This is a genomic window from Aeromonas tecta, assembly GCF_000820185.1.
Classification (GTDB): Bacteria; Pseudomonadota; Gammaproteobacteria; order Enterobacterales; family Aeromonadaceae; genus Aeromonas; species Aeromonas tecta.
This window is the reverse complement of record NZ_CDCA01000010.1, coordinates 11,323-28,975: the sequence shown is the minus strand read 5'-3', so window position 1 is coordinate 28,975 and position 17,653 is coordinate 11,323. Positions and strand designations below refer to the sequence as shown.

The window sequence follows — 17,653 nt, the reverse complement described above, 5'->3', positions numbered from 1 at the left end:
GGGAATGGACGGCAGATAACCCGACGTTAATATTTATGGATAAATCAGAACGTTATTTTAAATATCAGGCTCTGACATAAGCCTTGATGGTGGCAATTTCCTGGCCTTCGCTCTCGCCACTCGGGCGGATCCGATAACGCCCGACCGAAGCCGGAATGATGAAGGTCTCGGCGTAATGCACGACATAGGGTTCGAAGGCATTATCCGGGCTCTCCACCGTGGCTTCACGCCCTTCGATCAGGTTGAACACATGCACTGTGCCCTGGGTATCGTGCTCTACCGGTACCCTAAACCAGTGACGACGCGTCTCGATGAACTCACGCTCGTGCAGACCGGTGCGCTCTTCACGCCAGCCCTCGCCCTCAGCAACCGGCTCGATGCAGTTGACCAGGTTCTCATTGGTCCACTGGGTATCACGCTCCCACTGGATCACCTGACTGCCGTGCTCAAGGTGGATGGGCCGCGGCACACCATCGAGGCCAAGTCGTCCCCAATCCCACAGCTTGAAGGTGAAGATGTAGGGCGTCGCACTGATCTCGAGCACCATGGAGCCCGCGCCGGAACAGTGCACCGTCCCCGCTGGGATCAGGAAGTGGTCGTGCTTCTTGGCCGGGAAGCGGTTGACGAAGCGCTCATCATCAAACGCTTTCTCCCCACGCTGGGCGGCCTCCAGATCGCCTATCATCTCCTGCGGTTCAATGCCTGTTCTGGTCCCCAGATAGACGCAAGCCTCGGGCGCCGCATCCAGCATGTAGTAGCTCTCATCCTGGGTATAGGGCATGCCGAACTCTTGCTGAATGTATTCGGTCAGCGGGTGTACCTGCAGGCTGAGGGGCTGCCCCCCCATGGTGTCGAGAAAATCGAAACGGATGGGGAACTCGGCGCCAAAGCGGGCATGCACCCGTTCACCCAGCAGGGCACGGGGTTCCTGGAGCACCAAGTTTTGCGAGGGGATCTCGACTCGCACCGTGCCAAAGCGCAGGTAGAGGCTATTTTCTTCAGGCACGCAATCGAAGCACCAGGCGTAGTTGTCAGCCGTCGGATCCAGATCGCATACGCGTTTCATCCACTGACCCCCCCAGACACCGGGGTCGAAGAAAGGCACCACCCGCAACGGCTGGGAAGCGGCCTGGCTCAAACCGGCCAGCAGTGCGTCGCCCTCGACCAGGGTCGGTTCATCCCGGCAGTTGGTATCGAGCAGAAAATCGATGGTCGGCAACTGTGCCAGCTTGTGGCGATCGAACACCCGCCATTCGATGAAGAAGGCACGCTTGTAGCGGCGCAGTATGTCCTCATCTTCGTTGTCAGCCCCCCAGTTGCCGAGCTCCTTGTTACGCAGACGCTGCTGGATCTCCCAACGGGCAAGATCCGCGTAGACACGCACATCGCCCTGGTGCACCAGGGAGGCGCCGCAGCCCAGCACCACGACCAAGCCCTCGTCGATGGCCGCGATCTCGGCTTGCAGCGCGACCAGCTTGGCCGGGTCGAAAAACTCAATCAGCTTGTGCGGCGCCCGCACCCCGAACACTCGATCGTCGGTGATGAAGCGATCCAGCATGTCGAGGATCTTCACCTCCGGCCAGCGGGCCGTTTCGGTATCCACCAGATGAAAAGTACTGAACGACTCTGCCAGCCAAGTCTTGAGCTGTGCCAGATCCACCCCGTGATAGCAGTCGATCACCAGGACTCTCCGGCCGCCTTCGAGTGTGTCGACAGCCTGACGCAAGCGCTGGCCGATGTTCAGCCAGCCCTGGCAGGCGGCGTCATCGAATCCCCTCACCTTTACTTCGGGAAATTTGTCGTAGTTGGAAACGTCACTTGGGTAACTCATTTATCTGCTCTCTCACTGATCCAATGTGAGAGAAGATAAATCGATTAACCTCATTCACCTATCAGGTAAACGTGATTAACCTCAGCATTAACCACTATAATGGTGATCTTATGCACTACAAAGAGAGGTTAATCACATTTAATCACCCAGCCGCTAACCATGCGTGGTTAATCGATGTATCTTGTTGGCTCCCATAGCTAACCGATGCAGGGCCTCCATGAGCAATGTCACCGTGGCAGATATCGCCAAACACCTCGGCGTCTCCACCGCTACCGTCTCCATGACGCTGCGCAACAAGGGGCGCATTTCGGAGCACACCCGTCAACTGGTACTCAAGGCAATCGACGAACTGGGTTATGTCTATAACCAGACCGCGGCCAATCTGCGCAACAAGAGCAGTAACCTGGTCGGTTTGCTGCTCCACGATATCACCAACCCTTTCTATGCCGAGATGACCGCAGGCCTCGGCCGGGAGATGGAGCACCACGATCTGATGCTTTTTCTCGCCAACAGTGAGGAATCGGCCGAGCGCCAGCAGCAATTTATGGACTCACTGCAGCGCAACAGCGCGGCTGGCATGGTGATCTGCGCCGCACAGCCGACGCCAACCAGCTTCTTCGAGAGCCTGCAGCGGCGTCGCATGCCCACCATTCTGGTCATACGTCCCGTCCCTGATGTGGCTATCGATTTCGTGGGCACCGATAACTTTCTCGGCTGTCAGCTGGCGACCGAACACCTGATCCGGCTCGGACATCGCCACATCGCCTTCATCGGCGGTCAAACCTCCTCCCTCAGCCGCGCCCAGCGGCTTGGCGGTTATATGAGCAAGCTGATCGAACATGGCATCTCCCCCAATCAAGAGTGGATCATCGGCTGTGGCGCCAGCCGAAACGATGGCACCCAGGCCATGACGACCCTGCTGAAGCAACACCCGGACGTCACCGCGGCAGTCTGTTATCAAGACGTTGTGGCACTCGGCGCCATGCTGGCACTGCGTAAACAAGAGCGGGTGATTGGGCGAGACTTTGCCCTGGTGGGGTTTGACGATATTCCGGAAACCGCGCTGGTTGAACCGGCACTCACCACCGTCTCGGTGGCGGCGCGGGAGATAGGCCGCAAGGCGGGCGAGCTTCTGCTGGAGCGCATCAACGGCAACGATGAGCCCGCCAAGAGCCTGATCCTCCCGCCCACCCTGATCGTGCGCCAATCCTGTGGCAGCTAAGCGATCAAACCGATCGCTGCGCTCCTGTGCATTCCTCCAAGGCACGGCACCCGTCTCTACAGGTAAGTGGCCGGGCTGTTTGCCTATTGTTTGAGCTCTTTTTTCACTTGAGCAAAGGATTTGGGCCAAGGTTTCGCTTTAAGCAAGGTGGCTGGCAGATTGCGAATGGCCGCCATAGCCAGGGTCATGCTGGCATGATCGCCTTGCAATACCACATACCAGGGATAGCCGTGTAACTGCGTTCGATAGACCCATACCTTGCCAGAAAGCTGGTTGCCGACCACAAATCGCTCGATGGCATCCAATCGGCCCGCCCCCATCAGTTGCACGCTGAGGTGGCGGCTGTCCTTCTGATTCAGAATGCGGGCGGGCGTCAATGTGATACTGCCGGGCTCATCACCTTGTGGCTTGGCCTTCGGCGCAGGAACGGCCTTTGACTTGGCGGCGACATCGCGCTCAGCGCTAACTTCAGCGTCCACAACCGGGATCCTGGCTTGTTGTATGGGCTCCGCCACCGTCGAGAGCTCAGATGCAATGAGGCCATTAGCCTTATTGGGTAGCGCCACACCGACCGATTTGCCGATCACCGGCGTCACCCCCTCGGCGATATGCTCCTGCCACCTCGCAACGTACTCCGCATCAGAGACCAATCCCGGCAGAGGCAACGCCAGCTTATCCACCAGCACCCACACTGATGCACGGCTGACCTGGGGTTGATTTGGTTCAGACGCCGGCCGGAGCATGGGAGAATTCGCGATGACGGTGGTGGTATTCCTTTTGGCGGAGGGGATCGCGTTGCTCAAAAAAAAGAAAACCAGGGCGCCGGCGGCCAAGCCCAGGGTGAGCTGGCGAATGAGATGGGAGGGCTTGCATAGATAGCGTTCGGTCATTTTATCCTTCAGAACGTCACGAGAGTGAGGGGAAACAGGTTTCCGCGGGCCAAGACATCATCAGCCAGCGGATCAACAGGTTGAACGGCAGCAGATCAGGCTCATCAATGAGCATGAACAGCGATAACCGCAGGTGATCGCCCACACAAATAACGCCGCGATTCAGGGCATCAAGGTGATGGAAGATAGACAGAGACCAAGTCTCGCAGTCCTGTCGTGGGCGCCGTACCGCCGGTAAAGCGCTAGAAATGATACTGCGGTAGCGCTGAACTTGTTCTGAACCCCCGCCAACTTGGGGGCGATGCGGGCAGGTGCCGCGCTAAAAATGGGAGCTCTGATGGAATAATCGATGTAGTGCTTCTGATTGCTGAGCTCTTTGGGTGCCCTGAAGATCACCTTCTCTTTCAGATAACGGTCACTGAGTTATGAGAGTACAGAGGATGAAATGGCAGAAGGGGTCATTGGGACTGACTGAGGGACAGGGTTGACTGCATGCGGTAGTTGCAGAGGCTCCGGTAAGGAGCTTGGCTGAGGCTTTGGCTGCAACAACCACAGGCTTTACCCGAGAACGCGCGCAGGCAAGCAACTGGGCCACCTTGCTGCGTGCAACCAGCTTGTCCCGAGTACGGAGAGATTTCTTGATGTCCTTGCGGCGCGCACAGGGAAGCACGGCCACCTTGCGGTAGTACCAGATAGCTTGCAAAGAAAGCCAGAGATTCACTATGAAGACTCCTGATCCATCCACACAAAGTGGATTACCAAGAGGTCTGAGGGGGATTTTGGAGACTAACTTATTGATTTATAGAAATAGGTGGTGGCCCCACCAGCCACATCCCGGCACTCGAGTCCCCCACCTTGGCTGCTACCTTCCGGTCCTGACCAGGTCGACGGGTTATCAATGCGAGAGGACCAATGGGACCACCGGCGACGAGAATAGCAAAGTCCCGTTTCAATGCAATGGCTTTCTGCCCGCAGCTGGTTCGTTTGCCTGCTTTTTCGGCAATCTGCCAATAAATCAGCTAAATAGCATGAATTTTGCGCCCACCACCAGCATCAGCAAGGCAAAAGCCTGCTTGAGCCGTTGGGGAGAGAGACGATGCGCCAGCCGGGCACCGATGCGGGCGAACTGGGTGCTGGTGAGGATGATGCCAAGCAGCGCCGGCAGATAGATAAAGCCGACACTCCATTGCGGCAGACCGGCATGACCCCAGCCGGCGTAGAGGTAGCTCAGGCTGCCCGCCAACGCGATGGGGATGCTGCAGGCCGCAGACGCCGCCACGGCGTTGCGCATCGGCACGCTGTTCCAGGTCAGATAAGGCACCGTCATGGAGCCTCCCCCGATGCCAAACAGCGCCGATAACCAGCCGATGACGGTACCCGCGATGCCGGTACCGACGGGGCCCGGCAGATGACGCTCCGCCTTGGGTCTGAGGTTGAGCCCCATCTGCACCGCCATGGTCCAGGCGAAGCAGCCGATGATGATGTTGAGGGTGCTGGCGCTGAGCAGGTTGGCGGTCATGCCGCCAAGCCAGGCGCCGATCAGCATGCCGACCCCCAGCCGGCGGATCACCACCCAATCCACTGCGCCGGCTTCACGGTGCGCCCGCAGCGAGCTGAGCCCGGTGAAGATCATGGTGGGCAAGGAGGTACCCAGTGCCAGGTGGGTGATGATCTCGGGCGGCACCCCTTGGGCATGGAAGCTCAGCACCAGTACCGGCACTATGATGAGCCCGCCCCCGATCCCGAACAGCCCGGCCAGTATGCCCGCGAAGGCCCCCAACAGCAGATACCCCAAAAACAGCATAAACATTCCTTCCCGATCGGTGCGGCAGCGTTTTTATCTTATTGCGCGCATAAAAAAAGAGATGGCTCCAGGCCATCTCTTCATTGTGCCGATTAATGCAGGGGAATGGTACCGTCCATCACCTTGTAGAACGCCAGCACGGCGCAACCGAGCAGGGCCGCCGTCATCCCCTGCTCCAGCCGGTTGAGGCTGCGCAGCCCATGGTGCTGGCGCGCCTTCCAGTAGATGAAGATGCCGGGGCTGTAGAGCAGCGCCACCAGCAGCAGGTATTCCACCCCGGCGGCATAGACCAGCCAGCAGCCGTAGACGGTCGCCACCAGCGCCAGCAGCAGGTCACGCTTGCGCTGATGAGGCTGGTTCTCGTAGGTGGTTCCCTGCAGCGCCAGCTTGAGCCCATAGGCGCCGGAGAAGACATAGGGCACCAGCGCCGCCGAGGTGGCGATGTTGACCAGCGCCAGATAGGTGCTGCTCTGGAAGTAGATGATGATGAGGAAGGTTTGCACCAGAATGGTGGAGCACCAGAGCGACACCTTGGGCGAGCCGTTCTTGTTCTCCTTGGCAAACCAGGCCGGGAAGACACCGGTCTTGCCGGCGATGTAGGGCACTTCCGCCGCCAGCACGGTCCAGCTCAGCAGGGCACCGATCACCGAGATCACCAGACCGATGTTGATGAGCCAGGCACCCCAGGGGCCGACCACGGCTTCCAGGATCATGGCGGTGGACGGGTTCTTGAGCTCGGCCAGTTGCGGCTGACTCATCACCCCCAGCGAGAACAGGGTCACCATCACATAGAGCGCCAGGGCGCCGAGCAGCGCCAGCACGGTGGCACGGCCCACGTCCTTGCGATGACGAGCACGGGCCGAGACCACCACGGCCCCTTCAATCCCGATGAAGACCCAGAGTGTCACCTTCATGGTGGACTTGATCTGATCCATCACCGAGCCCAGTTCCATGTTGCCCTGTCCCCAGATGTCCAGGGTGAAGGTCTGCATGTTGAAGGCCAGCAAGACGGCGACGCAGAACACGATGAGCGGCACCATCTTGGCGATGGTGGTGACGATATTCACCAGCGCCGCAACCTGGATCCCGCGCAGCACCAGGGCATGCACCGACCAGATGAGCACAGAGGCAAGCGTGATCGCCACTGGGGTATTGCCGTCGCCGAAGATGACGTTATCGGGGGTGTCGAAGAAATAGCTCAGCGCGCTGAACACCACGATGGCGTAGGAGACGTTGGCCAGCAGTTGGCAGAGCCAATAGCCCCAGGCGGCATTGAAGCCGACGAAGTCGCCAAAGCCGGCCTTGGCGTAACTGAAGATACCGCCATCGAGATCCGGGCGGCGCATGGAAAGATTCTGGTAAACCAGCGCGAGGCAGATCATGCCAAGACCGGTGATGGCCCAACCCAGGGCAACGGCCCCTACGCTGGCATGCGCTGCGATATTTTGTGGCAGACTGAAAACCCCGGCGCCGACCATAGAGCCGATCACCAGCGAAATGAGGGCGCCAAGCCCTAGTTTCTTGTCCATCTCAATCCTGTTTAATTAGGCGGCTGCTGAGCGTCCGTATTCATACTGCGCGCGACATGGGAGGGGCTAAGAGTCTCTACCCCGTGAAAAAGGCGGCAACTATATTGCATGACTATTCCGACCGCAATCCCTCGAAGTGCCAATCATGCACCGCCTTGACCGCGCGCAATTCTACAGCACTGACCCACGACGCCTGTGAGCTGGTTCAAATTAAGAAAGACCCATTGATATTTCACATTTTTCCATGACTTCACTCCGGTTTTTACTGCATCGCTATGAGGCTGCAAACCGGGTGGCCGTGTTGACAGGTAGATAGCGGTGTGAATAAAAACGCCCCTGTGCCGGGGCAAGGGGCGTCTTCTCATGAGTGCTACATTGAGCGCTAAGAGTCAGATCCGCAAACCACCGTCCAGCTCGATCATCCGCCCGGACAGGTAGTCGTTGGCAAGGATAAATTGCACCGTCTGGGCTAGCTGCGCCGCCTCCCCCAGGGTGCCGACCGGGATGGCCTGCTGCATCCGCGCCATGGCTTCGGGTTTCATCGCCGCCGTCATGTCGGTGGCAAACACTCCTGGGGCTATGCCCATCACCCGGATTTTATGGCGGGCCAGCTCCCGCGCCCAGGTCACCACCAGGGATGCCACCCCCGCCTTGCTGGCGGCATAGTTGCTCTGGCCGATATTGCCGGCGCGGGCAATGGACGAGATATTGATGATGACGCCGCCCTGCCCGCCCTGGGCCATCAGCGCCGCCCCCTCGCGACCGCACAGGAAGGTGCCGGTCAGGTTGACGTCGATGACGGCTTGCCACTGGGCCAGGCTCATTTTCTCCTGCAGCTCCCCCTCTTTCACCTTGATCAGCATGCCGTCGCGCAGGATCCCGGCGCAGTTGATAAGGCTATGCAGGGCCCCCAGCTGCTCCTTAACTGCGGCAAAGGTCGCCTCCACCTCGGTTTCACTCGCCACGTTGCAGACAAACAGGGCGCAGTGGCCATCCCGGCTGCGGATCTCGGCCTCGGTCACCTCCAGATCGGCGCGGTTGACGTCGATAAGCGCCAGTACGGCCCCCTGACTGGCAAGGTGCTGGGCGATGGCGCGGCCGAGCCCACGCCCGGCCCCCGTGATGGCAATGACGCTGTGATTGATATCCATGAATGCTCCTGATGATATGGCCCTGTCTGACACAGAGTTAGGCAACGTGTTCTGCAAAGAAGGTGAATAACGGCTCGCCGCGGCTTATCCCGGCTCTGTCTTGTCCCGATAGAGCTCGAGGATGCTGGAGAAATCCTTGGCTCCCTGCCCCTGACTCGCGTGCAGGTTGAACAGGTTGCGGGCAAGGGCCCCCATGGGCACGGCGCTGTGGGCATGCTCGGCAAGCCCCATGGCCAGCCCTAAGTCTTTCACCATCAAGCGGGTCATGAAGCCCCCCTGATAGCCCCGCGCCGCCGGCACGTTCTCCATCACCCCCGGCCAGGGGTTGTAGCGCTCCAGGCTCCAGTTGTTGCCCGAGCTCTTGCCCATGATGGTGGAGAGGACGCTCGGATCCAGCCCCTCCTTCACCCCGAGCGCCAGCGCCTCGGCGGTGCCCGCCATCTGGATGGCGAGCAGCATGTTGTTGCACATCTTGGCGATCTGGCCCGCCCCCAGCGCCCCGGCATGGAACAGGTTCTGCCCCATATGGGCCAAGACTGGCTTGGCCGCCTCAAAATCGGCGCTCTCGCCGCCGACGATAAAGGTGAGGGTTCCCGCTGCCGCCCCGGCGACGCCACCCGACACGGGCGCATCGATGAAGCGAATGCCGCGCGCCCTGGCCGCCTCGCCCACCTGACGGGCCGAGGCCACGTCGATGGTGGAGCAGTCGATCACCAGCGCGCCCGTTGGCAGGGCCCCCAGCAGATCCTGTCCGCCTCTCTCTCCCGCACTCTCGCCAAGCCAGAGCCCACGCACATGATCCCCTGCTGGCAGCATGCTGATGACAATATCACAGCCGCTGACCGCCTCGCGGGCATCACCAGCGGCGATACAGCCGGCCGCGATCGCCTTGGTGACACTTTCGGGCATCAGATCAAACACCTGCACCCCATGACCCGCCCTGGCGAGGTTGGCGGCCATGGGGCCCCCCATGTTGCCGAGCCCGATAAATCCAATCCTTGTCATTGTTTGCTCCTTGCTTCAATCCGTTGATACCAGCCAGACCCGCGCCCGCAGGGGCGGAGCCGCATCGAACCGCTTGGCTACCTCAGGTTCCCGCCAGCCTCAGAGCCAGAGAGGGGATTCACCCCTTCCGGCCACACATAGTAATCATCCAGCCAGCTGGTGCCCGGCTGTGGCACCTGCCAGCAGGGCGACTTGTCCTTGTCAATCAGCAGCGCCCGCACGCCTTCCACGAAATCGCCCTTGAGCACGCAATTGACCGACAGCGTCAGCTCATCGGCGAACACCTCGGCAAGTGACTGGCGACGCGCCTGCCAGTATTGACGCCAGAGGATGGCGCGGCTGATGGGGCTGCCGCTCTGGCAGCTCTCCCGTGCCCTGGCCAGGCTCACCTCCTGGGCTGACGCCAGGCTTGCTTCCTGCAGATTCGCCAAGACACCCTCCAGGGTGCGTCCCGCCAGCAGCGCATCGATACGAGCCTGATGAGGCAAGAGTACGGGGGCCGGAGCCGCAGCATCAACCTCTACCTGAAGGTGCCTGAGCAGTTGATCTATCTGCTGGTTGGGCTCTTGTGACCAGTTGATCTCGGCGAGTCGGGGCAACAACTCAGTCCGCTCACGACTCGCCATCAGGTGATCCGCGAGCCCGAGCCCGATGGCATCCGCACCGTTGAAGCGGGCGCCGGTGAGGCCGAGCCAGAGCCCGAGTCGCCCCGGCATCCGGCTCAGGAACCAGCTGGCTCCCACGTCCGGGTAGAGACCTATGGTCACCTCCGGCATGGCGAACAGACTCTTCTCGGTCACCACCCGGAAGCTGGCACCGGCGAACAGGCCGATGCCACCGCCCATGCAGATGCCATCCGCCACACAGACCAGCGGTTTGGCATAACGGTGAATGTGGTGATCGAGCCGGTACTCCTGCTCGAAGAAATCGCGGGCATAGCCAAACAGCGCCTGTTCGCTCTCTTCTTGCTGGCGGTAATAGAAGGAGCGGATGTCGCCACCGGCGCAGAACGCCTTCTCGCCGGCGCCTTGCAGCAGCACGCAGACCACGGCGGGATCTTGCTCCCACAGGGTGAGACTGCGCTGCAGGATTGCAATCATCGGCAGGCTCAGGGCATTGAGGGAGGCGGGGCTGTCGAGAGTCAGCACACCAATCAGGTGACCGTCTGCGGTGGGATGCAGGGCCACGCTGACCGCTTCACTCATGGCAGACCCCTCACCATCCTGCGAAAAGGTGGGATGGCAGGCAATCTTTACGCCCTCAGTCATGTACGGCTCCATTTTTCTTGGGTGACTCGCCATATTGCCAACGGGGTGGCCGCTTCTCCAGAAAGGCGGCGACCCCTTCGCGCTGATTGGCATCGTTGAACAAGGCAAGGAACAGACTGCGCTCGAGCGGCAGCGCGGCATCACGGGGGCCCTGGCGACCCTGGTTGATCAGCGTCTTGCAGGCACGAAGGGCGCTCGGGCTCTGCCGCTCCACCCGCTGCGCCATCTGCTGCGCCGCCGCCCAGCCGTGGCCTTCGGTCACCACTTCCTCCACCAGCCCCATCTCATAGGCCAGGCTGGCACTCACCTTTTCGCCACAGAGGATCATCCGTTTGGCCCAGCCAGGCCCCACCAGCTCGGTGAGACGCTGAGTGCCACCGGCGCAGGGCAAGAGCCCCACCGAGGCCTCCGGCAGTCCCAGAGTGGCTTGCTGCTCGGCGATGCGAATGTCGCAGGCCAGCGCGACTTCCAGCCCGCCCCCCATGGCATAGCCGTTGATGGCGGCGATGCTGACGCCGTGGAAACGGACAAGCGCATCGAAGGCATGACCGAAGGCCTCGGCCACCGCGCGAGCATGCTCAAGGCTGCCATCGGCAAACATCTTGAGATCGGCGCCGGCGCAGAAGAATTTTTCCCCTGCCCCGCGGATCACCAGCGCCACCACATCGGGGCGGCTGTCGAGCTCCACCATCATCTGCAAGAAGGCCTGCAGACTGGCGAGGGTCCAGGTGTTGGCGGGGGGATGATCGAGGGTGATGTAGGCCACATGACCGTGATATTCGAGCCTGATCCTTGTCATTTCGTTGTCCTTGTGAATAAGCCTGCCGCCATGATGACAGGGTTGAATGAAGCCGACCTGTCGCTGGCTCACAAAGCCTGATTCCTGATCTCGGCGCTGGCTACGCCAGCGACAAACCGGGATCCGCCAGCAGACGGCGAGCGATGATCAGCCGCATCATCTGCTTTGGCGCCCTCCAGGAGAGATGGCGTTTCCGCTACTCCAGCGACAAACCGGGATCCGCCAGCAGTCGGCGGGCGATGATCAGTCGCATCACCTGCTTTGACGCCCTCCAGGCGATATGGCGTTTGCGCTACTCCAGCGACAAACCGGGATCCGCCAGCAGGCGGCGGGCGATGAACACCGCATGACCTGCTTTGACGCCCTCCAGGAGAGATGGCGTGTCCGCTACTCCAGCGACAAACCGGGATCCGCCAGCAGACGGCGGGCGATGATCAGCCGCATGACTTCATTGGTGCCCTCCAGGATGCGATGCACCCGGGTGTCGCGCAGGTAGCGCTCGAGCGGGTACTCGCGGATATAACCATAGCCGCCAAAGAGTTGCAGAGCCTCGTCGCAGATGCGATAGCCCACATCGGTGGCCAGGCGCTTGGCCATGGCGCACCAGGCACTCTTGTCCGGGCTGCCCCTGTCCAGCTTGTCGGCGGCCTGGCGCACCAGGAGTCTCGCGGCGGCGAGCTCGGTGGCCATGTCGGCGAGGCGAAACTGCACGCTCTGGAATTCACCGATGGGGCGGCCAAATTGCTGGCGCTGCTGCACATGAGCCAGGGCATCGTTCAGCGCCTGCTGGGCCGTGCCCACGGAGCAGCTGGCAATATTGATGCGCCCGCCATCTAGCGCCTGCATGGCGAACTTGAAGCCTTCCCCTTCCAGCCCCAACCGATAGCTCACGGGGATGCGCACTCCGCTAAAATTCACCTCCCGGGTCGGCTGGCTGTTCCAGCCCATCTTCTCTTCGGCCTTGCCATAACTCACCCCGGCCGTATCGGCGGGCACCATAAAGGCGGAGATCCCCTTTGCCCCCTCGTCGCCGGTGCGGGCCATCACCACCAGCACGTCCGTGCTACCTGCCCCCGAGATAAACACCTTGCTGCCGTCGATAAGGTAATCATTACCGTCTCGCACCGCGCGGGTCTTGAGGGCCGCCGCATCCGATCCCGCCCCCGGCTCGGTGAGACAATAAGATCCCAGCAGCTCGCCGCTGGCGAGCCTCGGTACCCACTGCTCGGCGACCTCCTCTGGCAGCCAGCTGCCCAGCATCCAACCCACCATGTTGTGAATGGTCAGATAAGCCGTGGTGGAGGTGCAGCCCATGGACAGACGCTCGAAGATAAGGCTGGCGTCGAGTCTTGGCAGCCCAAGCCCGCCGTACTGCTCCGGGGTATAGAGGCCGCAAAAGCCGAGCGCCGCCGCCTGCTTGATGGTCGGGATGGGAAACTCGTGCTCTCTGTCCCAGCGCGCGGCATGGGGTTTGAGCGCCTCGTCGGCGAAGGCACTGGCGGCATCGCAGTAGGCCTGCTGATCCTCAGTCAGGGTAAAATCCATCTTGTTTGCTTCCTTTTATCGCGATCTGTTATCTCGGATGGACGAAGGCGATCGTCCGCGGGCTCAGCGGCCATGCCTCAACGCAGATGGATGGTCATATTGGGGCCGGTCGGGATGTCTTCGTCGAACCAGCGCTCGGTCACCGTCTTGGTCTCGATGTAGAAGCGCACGGCCTGTTTGCCGTAGGCGTGCAGGTCCCCGTAGAAGGAGCCGCGCCAGCCGGTGAAGGAGAAGAACGGCAGCGGCACCGGGATCGGCACATTGATGCCGACCTGTCCCACCGCGACTTCATGGCGGAATTTACGCGCCGCGGCGCCGCAACCGGTGAAGATGGAGGTGCCGTTGCCGTAGGGGTTGTTGTTGATGAGCTCAAGCGCCTCCTCCAGGCTCGCCACTTCGAGACAGGCGAGCACCGGGCCGAAGATCTCTTCCTGGTAGATGCGCATGGACGGGGTCACGCCGCGAAACAAGGTCGGCCCCACCCAGTTGCCCACCGGGTAGCCGGGCACGTCACAGAAGCGGCCGTCGAGCAGGCACTCGGCCCCTTCCTTTATGCCCGCTTCGATCAGGTTCTCTACCCGCACCTTGGCCTCCGGGCTGATAAGGGGGCCGTAGGCGGCCTCTGGATCGTGCCAGACGCCGGGTCTGACCTTGGCAAACTCGGCGGCGAGCGCCGGGATCCACTCCCGTGCGCTCCCCACGAATACCGCCACGCTGATGGCCATGCAGCGCTGGCCAGCGGCGCCGACCCCGGCTCCCACCAGATTGCTCAGCACCTGTCCCTTGTTGGCATCGGGCATGATCACCATGTGATTCTTGGCACCGACAAAACACTGGGCACGCTTGAGGTGTTCGGTGGCGGTGCGATAGACATGAGCGCCGACCCTGGCCGAACCCACGAAGCTCACCGCTTTGACCTCGGGATGGGCAAGCAGCGCATCCACCTGCTCGGCGCCGCCGTGCACCACTGAAAGGATGCCTTTGGGGGCCCCCGCCTCGCTGAACAGTTCGGCCAAGCGCATGGGGGTGAGCGGGTCCTGCTCGGAGGGTTTGAGCACGAAGCCGTTGCCGCAGGCCACCGCCAGCGGAAACATCCACAGCGGGATCATGGCCGGGAAGTTGAACGGGGTGATGCCGACGCAGACACCTAGCGGCTGCACCCAGGAGTGGCCATCGACCCGCCGCGCCACGTTGCCCATGGTCTCCCCCATGGTCTGGCTGGCAATGGCGCAGGCCTGCTCCACCACCTCGATGCCGCGCCACACATCGCCCTTGGCATCCGCCAGGTTCTTGCCGGTCTCTTGCGCCAGCAGGGCGGCCAGCTCGTCGTGATGCACTTTTAGCAGATGCTGGTAGTTGAACATGACGCGCGCCCGCTCGGGTGCCGGCACCTCGCGCCACAGCAGGTAAGCATCGTGGGCAGTGCGTACCGCGAGCGCGACCTCTTCCAAAGTGGCCTTGGGCACTCGCGCCAGCAGGCTCTGATCCGCCGGATTGGTCACCTCTATCCACTCCTCGCTCGCGGACGCATAGGCCTCGCCACCGATATAGAGCGGCAGATCGCCATACTGGGTGTGATGCTGGCTCATGTTGCTCTCCCCTGTGAGGCCGGCTTGAATGTGCGCTTGCTTACCATGTTCCTCACTCCTTGAGTTCGGCCGATTGAGGCTGATGCAGCCCTTGTCGCGGCCCCAACGAATTTACCTTAGACTAACAATCAATTTACGTTTACGCTAACGTAAACTTAACCCATGAATGGACTGACCAGTATTGCCTCGCTTCCTTCTACTAGCGAGGCCGGATGGGTCGGTACATCACCGATATCAATGCCGATAAAAGGAGAGCAAGGATGCATGCCCTGATGGATGAGACTCTCAGCGCCCTGACCGAGCAGGTCGAGGCCTTCTGCCAGAAGGTAATAGCGCCCCGCGCCAGCGACATCGACCGCAGCAATGCCTTCCCGCGCGACCTCTGGCCGCAGATGGGTGAGCTGGGGCTGCACGGCATCACGGTGGCGGAGCAATATGACGGGGTCGGCCTCGGCTATCTCGCCCACGTGTTGGTGATGGAGCAGGTGAGCCGCGCCAGCGCCTCGGTTGGCCTCTCCTACGGCGCCCACTCCAACCTCTGCATCAACCAGATCCACCGCCACGGCACCCCGGATCAGAAGGCGCGCTATCTGCCCTCCCTCGTGAGCGGCAAGCACGTGGGGGCGTTGGCCATGAGCGAGCCGGGCGCCGGCTCCGACGTGGTCGCCATGCGCCTGAGCGCGCAAGACAAGGGCGATCATTACCTGCTCAATGGCACCAAGATGTGGATCACCAACGGGCCCGATGCCGATACCTTCGTCATCTACGCCAAGACGGACGCATCAGCCGGGCCCAAGGGCATCTCCGCCTTTATCGTCGAGGCAGGCACCCCGGGATTCACCACGGCCCAGAAGCTCGACAAGCTCGGCATGCGCGGCTCCAGTACCTGCGAGCTGGTGTTCGAGCAGTGCAAGATCCCGAAAGAGGCACTGCTCGGCGCCCTGCACGGCGGGGTAAAGGTGTTGATGAGTGGTCTCGATTACGAGCGCATCGTGCTGGCGGCCGGGCCCCTTGGCATCATGCAGGCCTGCATGGACGTGGTGCTGCCCTATGTGCGCGAACGCAAGCAATTCGGCCAGGCCATCGGCGAATTCCAGCTGGTACAGGGCAAGCTCGCCGACATGTATACCCGTCTGGCCAGCAGCCGCGCCCTGGTCTATTCGGTGGCGGCAGACTGCGATCGGGGCCACACCAGCCGTAAGGATTGCGCCGCAGCCATCCTGCTGGCCGCCGAAAATGCCACCCAGATGGCGCTCGATGCCATCCAGCTGCTCGGTGGCAACGGCTACATCAACGAATATCCTACCGGCCGGCTGCTTCGGGACGCCAAGCTCTACGAGATAGGCGCCGGCACCTCCGAGATCCGCCGCTGGCTCATCGGCCGCGAGCTGATGGGAGAAACCCCATGAGTCGTCTCCTGTCACGTCTCGATCTGTCCAGCACCGATTTTGCCGAGAGCCGCTCGGCCATGCAGGCACTGGTGGCCGATCTCAATGCCCGCTTCGATGAGATAGCCCAAGGCGGCGGCGCCGCCAATCAGGCTCGCCATCAGGCCCGTGGCAAACTGCTGCCCCGTGAGCGTATCAACCAGTTGCTCGACCCCGGATCCCCCTTCCTCGAACTCTCGGCCCTGGCCGCCTGGCAGGTCTATGACGAAGCCGTGCCCGCCGCCGGCATCATCACCGGGCTGGGGCAGATTGGCGGCCGGCTCTGCCTGCTGGTGGTGAACGATGCCACCGTCAAGGGCGGCACCTACTACCCGCTCACCGTGAAAAAACACCTGCGCGCTCAGGCCATCGCCGAGCGGCTGCACCTGCCCTGCCTCTATCTGGTGGATTCCGGCGGCGCCTTCTTGCCCATGCAGGACGAGGTATTTCCCGACAGGGAGCACTTTGGCCGCATCTTCTACAACCAGGCCCGCATGTCGGCCCAGAACATTCCCCAACTCGCGGTGGTGATGGGTCTGTGTACCGCCGGTGGCGCCTACGTGCCCGCCATGGCCGACGAATCCATCATGGTCAAAGATCAGGCCACCATCTTCCTGGCAGGGCCGCCATTGGTCAAAGCCGCCACCGGTGAGGAGATCAGCGCCGAGGCGCTGGGCGGCGCCCTGGTACACTGCGCCCACTCCGGGGTGGCGGATCATCTGGCCGAAGACGATGCCCATGCGTTGGCGATCGCCCGTACGTTAGTCAATAACTTGGGGACCGCTGAGGCCTCCCTTCAACGCAACACAGCCTTTGAGGAGCCTTGCTACCCCATCGAGGATCTCTACGGCCTGGTGGGTACCAGCCTCAAGCGCCCCTATGACGCTCGCGAGCTCATCGCCCGTCTGGTGGATGGCTCCGAGTTTGACGAATTCAAGGCGCTGTTCGGCACCACGCTGGTGACCGGCTTCGCCCGCATCGAGGGCATGCCGGTGGGGATCCTCGCCAACAACGGCGTGCTGCACAGCGACAGCGCCCAGAAAGGCGCCCACTTCATCCAGCTCTGCAACAGACGCGCCATTCCCTTGCTGTTTTTGCAAAACATCACCGGCTTTATGGTGGGCAGCGCGGCAGAGAAGGAAGGCATCGCCAAGCACGGCGCCAAGCTGGTCACCGCCGTGGCCTGCAGCCGGGTGCCCAAGGTAACCCTGTTGGTCGGCGGCAGCTTCGGCGCCGGCAACTACGGCATGTGTGGTCGCGCCTATGAGCCCGATTTTCTGTTCAGCTGGCCCAACAGCCGCATCTCGGTGATGGGCGGCGAGCAGGCAGCCGGCGTGCTGGTGCAGGTGCGCCGTGACAAGCTGGCGGCTGAGGGCAAGACGCTTGGCGAGCAGGAAGCCGACGCCATCCGCGCGCCGGTGATCGCCCAGTTTGATCAACAGGGTCATCCCTACTACGCCAGCGCCCGCTTGTGGGATGACGGCGTCATCGATCCCGCCCAGAGCCGCACCGTGCTGGCCCTGGCGCTGGCGGCTTGTCAGGGTGCGCCCCTCGGCCCAGAACAATACGGCATCTTCCGGATGTAAGGAGCGT

General features: G+C 61.8%; 13 protein-coding genes and 1 other RNA gene. 3 read left to right on the top strand and 11 right to left on the bottom strand.

All coding sequences use genetic code 11. The features are described 5' to 3' along the window. Positions 1 to 64 precede the first annotated feature (64 nt). Positions 65 to 1,831 carry a class I mannose-6-phosphate isomerase gene (locus tag BN1137_RS01445; protein WP_050716900.1) on the bottom strand — a complete coding sequence of 589 codons (1,767 nt, stop codon included), beginning with the start codon at positions 1,829 to 1,831 and terminating at the stop codon, positions 65 to 67. 217 nt (positions 1,832 to 2,048) lie between these two features. Here BN1137_RS01445 and BN1137_RS01440 point away from each other — a divergent pair, with 217 nt between their 5' ends. Then, the gene (locus BN1137_RS01440; RefSeq protein WP_050716899.1) at positions 2,049 to 3,053 is read left to right on the top strand and encodes a LacI family DNA-binding transcriptional regulator; all 1,005 of its coding nucleotides are present in this window, start codon (positions 2,049 to 2,051) and stop codon (positions 3,051 to 3,053) included. An 83-nt stretch (positions 3,054 to 3,136) separates the two neighbouring features. On the opposite strand, the gene BN1137_RS01435 is transcribed toward BN1137_RS01440, so the two are convergent. The 10 genes from BN1137_RS01435 to BN1137_RS01385 form a co-directional block, all read right to left on the bottom strand. Continuing rightward, a complete protein-coding gene (locus BN1137_RS01435) occupies positions 3,137 to 3,943 on the bottom strand; it encodes an SPOR domain-containing protein (protein WP_050716898.1) in 807 nt (268 codons plus the stop codon). 818 nt (positions 3,944 to 4,761) lie between these two features. Beyond that, an RNA gene (ffs, locus tag BN1137_RS21725) (signal recognition particle sRNA small type) lies at positions 4,762 to 4,858 on the bottom strand. A gap of 100 nt (positions 4,859 to 4,958) precedes the next feature. Then, positions 4,959 to 5,747, bottom strand: a complete 789-nt coding sequence (locus BN1137_RS01425; protein WP_050716896.1) for a sulfite exporter TauE/SafE family protein — start codon at positions 5,745 to 5,747, stop codon at positions 4,959 to 4,961. A 92-nt stretch (positions 5,748 to 5,839) separates the two neighbouring features. Beyond that, positions 5,840 to 7,276 (bottom strand): arginine-ornithine antiporter, encoded by a 1,437-nt coding sequence (gene arcD, locus BN1137_RS01420; RefSeq protein ID WP_050716895.1) that lies wholly within the window; start codon positions 7,274 to 7,276, stop codon positions 5,840 to 5,842. Between the two features lie 389 nt (positions 7,277 to 7,665). Next, complete coding sequence (locus BN1137_RS01415) at positions 7,666 to 8,427, bottom strand: SDR family oxidoreductase (RefSeq protein ID WP_050716894.1); 762 nt, start codon at positions 8,425 to 8,427, stop codon at positions 7,666 to 7,668. A gap of 84 nt (positions 8,428 to 8,511) precedes the next feature. Continuing rightward, a complete protein-coding gene (gene mmsB / locus BN1137_RS01410) occupies positions 8,512 to 9,432 on the bottom strand; it encodes a 3-hydroxyisobutyrate dehydrogenase (protein WP_050716893.1) in 921 nt (306 codons plus the stop codon). A gap of 77 nt (positions 9,433 to 9,509) precedes the next feature. Next, positions 9,510 to 10,637, bottom strand: coding sequence for an enoyl-CoA hydratase/isomerase family protein (locus BN1137_RS01405; RefSeq protein ID WP_050717125.1), 1,128 nt, complete (start codon positions 10,635 to 10,637; stop codon positions 9,510 to 9,512). A 55-nt stretch (positions 10,638 to 10,692) separates the two neighbouring features. Further along, positions 10,693 to 11,499, bottom strand: coding sequence for an enoyl-CoA hydratase (locus BN1137_RS01400; protein ID WP_050716892.1), 807 nt, complete (start codon positions 11,497 to 11,499; stop codon positions 10,693 to 10,695). 387 nt (positions 11,500 to 11,886) lie between these two features. Next, the gene (locus BN1137_RS01390) at positions 11,887 to 13,044 is read right to left on the bottom strand and encodes an acyl-CoA dehydrogenase family protein (protein ID WP_050716890.1); all 1,158 of its coding nucleotides are present in this window, start codon (positions 13,042 to 13,044) and stop codon (positions 11,887 to 11,889) included. 77 nt (positions 13,045 to 13,121) lie between these two features. After that, positions 13,122 to 14,633: a CoA-acylating methylmalonate-semialdehyde dehydrogenase gene (locus tag BN1137_RS01385; protein ID WP_050716889.1), complete on the bottom strand. Its 1,512-nt coding sequence runs from the start codon at positions 14,631 to 14,633 to the stop codon at positions 13,122 to 13,124. A gap of 260 nt (positions 14,634 to 14,893) precedes the next feature. Between BN1137_RS01385 and BN1137_RS01380 the strand changes: the two genes are divergently transcribed. Then, on the top strand, positions 14,894 to 16,042 hold the full coding sequence (locus BN1137_RS01380) for an isovaleryl-CoA dehydrogenase (RefSeq protein ID WP_050716888.1): 1,149 nt from the start codon (positions 14,894 to 14,896) through the stop codon (positions 16,040 to 16,042). Then, positions 16,039 to 17,646, top strand: coding sequence for a carboxyl transferase domain-containing protein (locus BN1137_RS01375; protein WP_050716887.1), 1,608 nt, complete (start codon positions 16,039 to 16,041; stop codon positions 17,644 to 17,646). The genes BN1137_RS01380 and BN1137_RS01375 overlap by 4 nt, the downstream gene beginning before the upstream one ends. Positions 17,647 to 17,653: the final 7 nt, after the last annotated feature.

Excerpts from the sequence above, each read along its gene's own strand:
- BN1137_RS01445 (WP_050716900.1), bottom strand. The coding sequence starts at position 1,831 with ATGAGTTACCCAAGTGACGTTTCCAACTACGACAAATTTCCCGAAGTA.
- BN1137_RS01440 (WP_050716899.1), top strand. The coding sequence starts at position 2,049 with ATGAGCAATGTCACCGTGGCAGATATCGCCAAACACCTCGGCGTCTCC.
- BN1137_RS01435 (WP_050716898.1), bottom strand. The coding sequence starts at position 3,943 with ATGACCGAACGCTATCTATGCAAGCCCTCCCATCTCATTCGCCAGCTC.
- BN1137_RS01425 (WP_050716896.1), bottom strand. The coding sequence starts at position 5,747 with ATGCTGTTTTTGGGGTATCTGCTGTTGGGGGCCTTCGCGGGCATACTG.
- arcD (WP_050716895.1), bottom strand. The coding sequence starts at position 7,276 with ATGGACAAGAAACTAGGGCTTGGCGCCCTCATTTCGCTGGTGATCGGC.
- BN1137_RS01415 (WP_050716894.1), bottom strand. The coding sequence starts at position 8,427 with ATGGATATCAATCACAGCGTCATTGCCATCACGGGGGCCGGGCGTGGG.
- mmsB (WP_050716893.1), bottom strand. The coding sequence starts at position 9,432 with ATGACAAGGATTGGATTTATCGGGCTCGGCAACATGGGGGGCCCCATG.
- BN1137_RS01405 (WP_050717125.1), bottom strand. The coding sequence starts at position 10,637 with ATGAGTGAAGCGGTCAGCGTGGCCCTGCATCCCACCGCAGACGGTCAC.
- BN1137_RS01400 (WP_050716892.1), bottom strand. The coding sequence starts at position 11,499 with ATGACAAGGATCAGGCTCGAATATCACGGTCATGTGGCCTACATCACC.
- BN1137_RS01390 (WP_050716890.1), bottom strand. The coding sequence starts at position 13,044 with ATGGATTTTACCCTGACTGAGGATCAGCAGGCCTACTGCGATGCCGCC.
- BN1137_RS01385 (WP_050716889.1), bottom strand. The coding sequence starts at position 14,633 with ATGAGCCAGCATCACACCCAGTATGGCGATCTGCCGCTCTATATCGGT.
- BN1137_RS01380 (WP_050716888.1), top strand. The coding sequence starts at position 14,894 with ATGCATGCCCTGATGGATGAGACTCTCAGCGCCCTGACCGAGCAGGTC.
- BN1137_RS01375 (WP_050716887.1), top strand. The coding sequence starts at position 16,039 with ATGAGTCGTCTCCTGTCACGTCTCGATCTGTCCAGCACCGATTTTGCC.